Genomic DNA, 4,548 nt, shown 5'->3' on the forward strand with positions numbered 1-4,548 from the left:
CCATGCGGACAGCCTCGTCCTTGAACTCCTGCGAGAAGTACCGCCGTTTACGCCTTGCCAATGACCTTCCTTCCGGTTCGTCCACAATCCTAGCTATGGACGTGTCCGGAAGATCCGAGGCACCTCACCCCAACTGGCCCCACCAGCGAAGAACCCATCATTCACGTGGCGAAGCCCCCGCCCTGCCCCGCCCAAGGTGATCTGCATTCACCAGGAAGCCCCACAGCGCCCACTCCGTCCTCAGCGCGGCCAGCTCCGAAGCAACCATCGAGGCGACCGACATCTTCATCCACCCCCACCGGCACATGCAGGGATGGCCAGGTCTGCCCACACCAGGTGGCCACTGTCCGGGGTCCCGCATACTCCCCAACCCACTGACAGTTGCGAGACCGTCCACAACCCCCGCCCGCCGACCACCAGCTCGCCTCCTGCCCCCAGCGCGGGCACCCGTGGAACTCCGTGGCCCCCCAGATCCTGAACAGCGATGCGCACCAAACGCCCCAAGGAGACCTCGACGCCGAACCAGCCTCCAGGCTCCCCTGACCGCGAATGCAGCAGCGCATTGCTGATCAGCTCGCACGCAACGAGTTCGGCGTCATCAGCACGAACGGAATCCGCCAGCGCCTCCTTCACGAATCGACGCCCTGGAGATGCCTGGTCCAGACGTCCGTCGAAAACACGACGCCATGAAGGCCCCTCACATTCGCGCACCCACTCTTCAGCCGCGCGCCTTACCCTGTCCTGGTTTCGCATGACGGTGAACACTCCCCCGAACGCCGCTGCCCACCTTCGACCAGGGAGCATTTGAACGGCAATATCAACGATCGGCACCTCTTAGCGGACGTCAAGTCGACGCCCATACGTGCATGACGATGTGAATCGTGCCGCGATGCAGTCGGCGGCGAAATCCACTTCTGCGCACGGAGCGATGCCCTCGCCCCAGCCCCACCAGAACCAGTCGCGCCCGATCAGAATTCGCGCCGCCCCGAAACTTGGGCGAGCCACTACAAGCCGAGGGCGGGCTCCATCACCTTCGATGAAGGCTGTGAGTACGTGCGGGCCTCGGAGTAGCACCGCCAGCTTCCCCAGGTAGACCGGGCCGCGCGCCCCGGGTCTCCGCCTGTCATGCATGCGGACGCTGCAGGGCGTCGTCCGTCATGCCACCGCCAGGTTGGTCCGTCACACACTCGAGAAGGCCGAGACCAGCGAGCTCCTCAACCGAGAACGAGTCCGCCTTGCTCTGGTCCCGTGGGTGCAGCAGGACACACACCCGGTAGCCAGAGTGGTTTCTCCGGACCTTCATCCGCGCCGCGAGGGATCCGACGATGAGCAAGCCCCGGCCGCTCTCGCTCGCGGCCCTGACCATCTTCATGGTCGGCTTGCTTCCGGTTCCGCTCCCCCAATCCGCGACCGACAAGGAGACCCGACGCCCAGGCCACCGCCTGAGATTCACCTGCACCCGTGCGCCGGGGCGCGAGCCGTGCAGGATCGCGTTGGTGGCCAGCTCGCTGGCCACCGTCGACGCCGAATCAGCACACGGATGCTCGGGGCCCATCCGATCGCGCAGCCACGTCCTGACCACGCGCACCTGCTCCAGGGACGCGGGCACGGTCAGGCGATCCGCAACCACGAGCGCGCACACCCAGCAAGCCCGGGCCACCACGGCAGCCAGGAGGCGCCGGCGCATGGGCGTGGCTTCGTGCGCACTGATCGTGTCGACCGGTCGTGATGCTCCCACCTTCGGGCCTCCCCATTCGGATGCGTGATCTGTGTCGCCAAGCCACAGCACTGGCGCAGTACCGGGCGGCACTGAGAACCCTGATGCGTCACGATCCGTAGATGACAGAGCACCGGAGCGTGAACATGGTGACGGTCGCCAACGAAGCCGTGAATGTTGTGAAGGTCGGACGGGGTTCTAGATTCCGGGCCACCGCCCGCACCCAGCGGAGCTACATTGCTCGAAATTGCCGATTCGGCATGGAGATCAGATGGGTGCGAAACAAACGCTTCTCACTGAGCACTTGGACCGGCTGAAGTGGACTCCACGCGACCTGGCGCATGCGATCAACGCGTGGCTGGAGTCGCGTGGCCGGATCTCAGACCGGATTCATCCGACAACGCCGTACCACTGGATCGCCAAGGGGTTCTGCCCATATCCCCCGTACCCGCAGATCGTGGCCGAGGTTCTGTCGACCAAGCTGGGCCGTGTCGTCTCACCTGCGGACATCTGGCCCGCACGTCAGGGACTGGACCGCCACCGGCCCGCATCCGCGATCGCGGCCCTCGCTGCCAGCTGGGACGTCGATGAGGTGATTGCGAAGCTCTCGGAACTCATGCACGAGCCTCCCGAGCAGCGCGTGCCGGCGGACGGTGTCCCCCTGATCACTGCGGCGTTGGACGGCATGCATCACTCGCCTACCCGCCTGGTTGGATCATCCGCGAAAGAGATCGTGCGACCCGCGCTCATGAGCCTCATCGCACGGCACATCGCCGACCTTCGTCTCCTCGACGACCGGGCCGGCGGCGGCACCCTCAATCTGCGCTACGTCAGCGGAGAGCTGCACGCCGTCCTCGATCTGCTGCGCAATTCGGCGCCGGTCGGCGACATCCGCGAACGCCTTCTGCTCGCGTCCGCGGACCTGGCCCAGCTCTCGGGCTGGATGTTCTGGGATGCCGGGAATCACGGCGCAGGCCAGCGCTATCTGCTCCTCGCCGTCCGGGCCGCGCGTGCGGCGGCCGAGTCCTCGACGAGCGAAGTGCGGCGGATCGCGAAAGAGAGCGCCACCAACACCTTGGGAATGCTGGCCTACCAGAGCGCCCACAATGGCCAGGCCGCAGACGCGATCCGCATCGCCAGAGCCGCCACAGAGCAGAGCGCCGACGCCTCGCCAGGCACACGGGCCCGGTTGAGCGGTCGTCTGGCCACTGCGCAGGCCGCCGTTGGCGACGTGCATGCCTTTCGCGACGCGGCCGATCAGGCCAGAGCACTGCTCCAGAACCGCCACGGGGGAGACGACCCACCGTTCCTCTACTACCTCAACGCCGATCAACTGGCCGCGGAGACGGGGCAGGCCTTGGTCGACCTTGCCCGGCACAACCCCGGTCAGGCACGGCCGCTACTCAACGAGGCCGTCGATCTCCTGACACCGCTGTCCTCCACCGGCCTGCGAACTGAATACCAGCGCTCAGCGCTCTTGCACGGCTGCTACCTGGTCCAGGCACATCTTCAACTGCACGACCTGGAAGCAGCCGTCAAGACCGTCCATCAAGCAACCGAGCGCCTGGCCGGAGTGCAGTCCGTCCGCTGCCACGTGCTCCTCCGGCGACTTCGGCGCGCGTTCGCGCGCCGCGCCCGGAACCCGTATGTCGCCGACCTGCTGCCCGAGTTGGATGATGCGCTCCGCACTGCGTGACCATGGAGGAATGTCCCAGGCCCCACGTCCCCCCGAGGACGCTCGCCGGCTCAACCTCCGCCCAAGGTCGTATGACCACCCCGATGTCCGCCGCCTCACCGCCGACCTCTACCGCGAACAGCTCGCCCGCTACGGTTTCGCTGACGCGCCTGACGACCTTCCCGCAGCGTTCGCACCACCCAACGGCCTCTTCCTTGTCGCCTACGAGGACGAGACCCCTTGTGCCTGTGGCGGGGTCCAGACCCACGCGCCTGGCGTCGCAGAGATCAAGAAGCTGTACGTCGCCACCAGCCACCGCCGTCACGGGCTTGGACATCGCATTCTCGAAGCGCTGGAAGACGCAGCACGGGCCAGCGGCGCCCGGCGCATCATCCTGGAAACCGGCTCACGCAACACCGAAGCCCTGAGCCTGTACACACGCACCGGCTACCAGCCGATCCCCGCCTACCGGGAGCGCGACGCGACCATCAACCGCGCACTGGCCAAGGACCTCTCACCCTGATCCCACGAGCGGCACTCGCAGAGATAGGACTGATCACCAGATCGGAGCAGGCGCCTCCGCCAGCCAGCGGCAATCGCCAGCCACACCGACTACCTGCTGATCAATTCTGCTCAATGAATGGATGTCGTCACCACCACTCCGCCCCTGGCCCCTTCCCGCGATCTCCTGCCCACAAGGACATTCAGGCGGCCCAGCCTCGCCCTGGTCTCGGCTCCACCTGGCGGGAAGTCGGCGTGCGCGGTTCATCCTGCCGCTGTCAGGCATCCCAGCGGGTTTGATCGAGGAAGCCGACCAGAGGACGGAGACTGAGATGAGGAACAACCGACGGGAATGCGCACCGCTCGGAACGATGCCCCTCCCCGACCCCAACACCACACGCGACTTGGGCACGGCGTTCGGAGGACTCACACCACCCCAGACAGTCATGCTCAGCCTCTTGAGCCTGTGCGGGTTGATGTTGTTTCGCGAGCTCGTCACAGCGCTTCGCTGGACTCGCCAGGTCGCTCTGAGGTGCCTCGGATCTTCCGGACACGTCCATAGCTAGGATTGTGGACGAACCGGAAGGAAGGTCATTGGCAAGGCGTAAACGGCGGTACTTCTCGCAGGAGTTCAAGGACGAGGCTGTCCGCATGG

Annotated in this window: 3 protein-coding genes; 2 read left to right on the forward strand and 1 reads right to left on the reverse strand. The window is 66.0% G+C overall.

Going from position 1 to position 4,548, the window contains the following annotated elements; translation table 11 throughout:
• Window positions 1-1,123 precede the first annotated feature (1,123 nt).
• Complete coding sequence (locus tag EBO15_RS42655; RefSeq protein ID WP_147481915.1) at window positions 1,124-1,738, reverse strand: ATP-binding protein; 615 nt, start codon at window positions 1,736-1,738, stop codon at window positions 1,124-1,126.
• Between the two features lie 250 nt (window positions 1,739-1,988).
• On the opposite strand from EBO15_RS42655, the gene EBO15_RS42660 reads away from it, so the two are divergent.
• Both EBO15_RS42660 and EBO15_RS42665 read left to right on the forward strand, forming a co-directional pair.
• A complete protein-coding gene (locus EBO15_RS42660) occupies window positions 1,989-3,413 on the forward strand; it encodes a hypothetical protein (protein WP_122200123.1) in 1,425 nt (474 codons plus the stop codon).
• A gap of 10 nt (window positions 3,414-3,423) precedes the next feature.
• Window positions 3,424-3,915, forward strand: coding sequence for a GNAT family N-acetyltransferase (locus EBO15_RS42665; RefSeq protein WP_122200124.1), 492 nt, complete (start codon window positions 3,424-3,426; stop codon window positions 3,913-3,915).
• Window positions 3,916-4,548: the final 633 nt, after the last annotated feature.

It is taken from the genome of Actinomadura harenae, from assembly GCF_003696215.1.
In the GTDB taxonomy this organism is placed as follows: domain Bacteria; phylum Actinomycetota; class Actinomycetes; order Streptosporangiales; family Streptosporangiaceae; genus Spirillospora; species Spirillospora harenae.

Bases quoted from the DNA above. Each gene is read 5' to 3' on its own strand.
- EBO15_RS42665 (WP_122200124.1), top strand. From the start codon at position 3,424: ATGTCCCAGGCCCCACGTCCCCCCGAGGACGCTCGCCGGCTCAACCTC.
- EBO15_RS42660 (WP_122200123.1), top strand. From the start codon at position 1,989: ATGGGTGCGAAACAAACGCTTCTCACTGAGCACTTGGACCGGCTGAAG.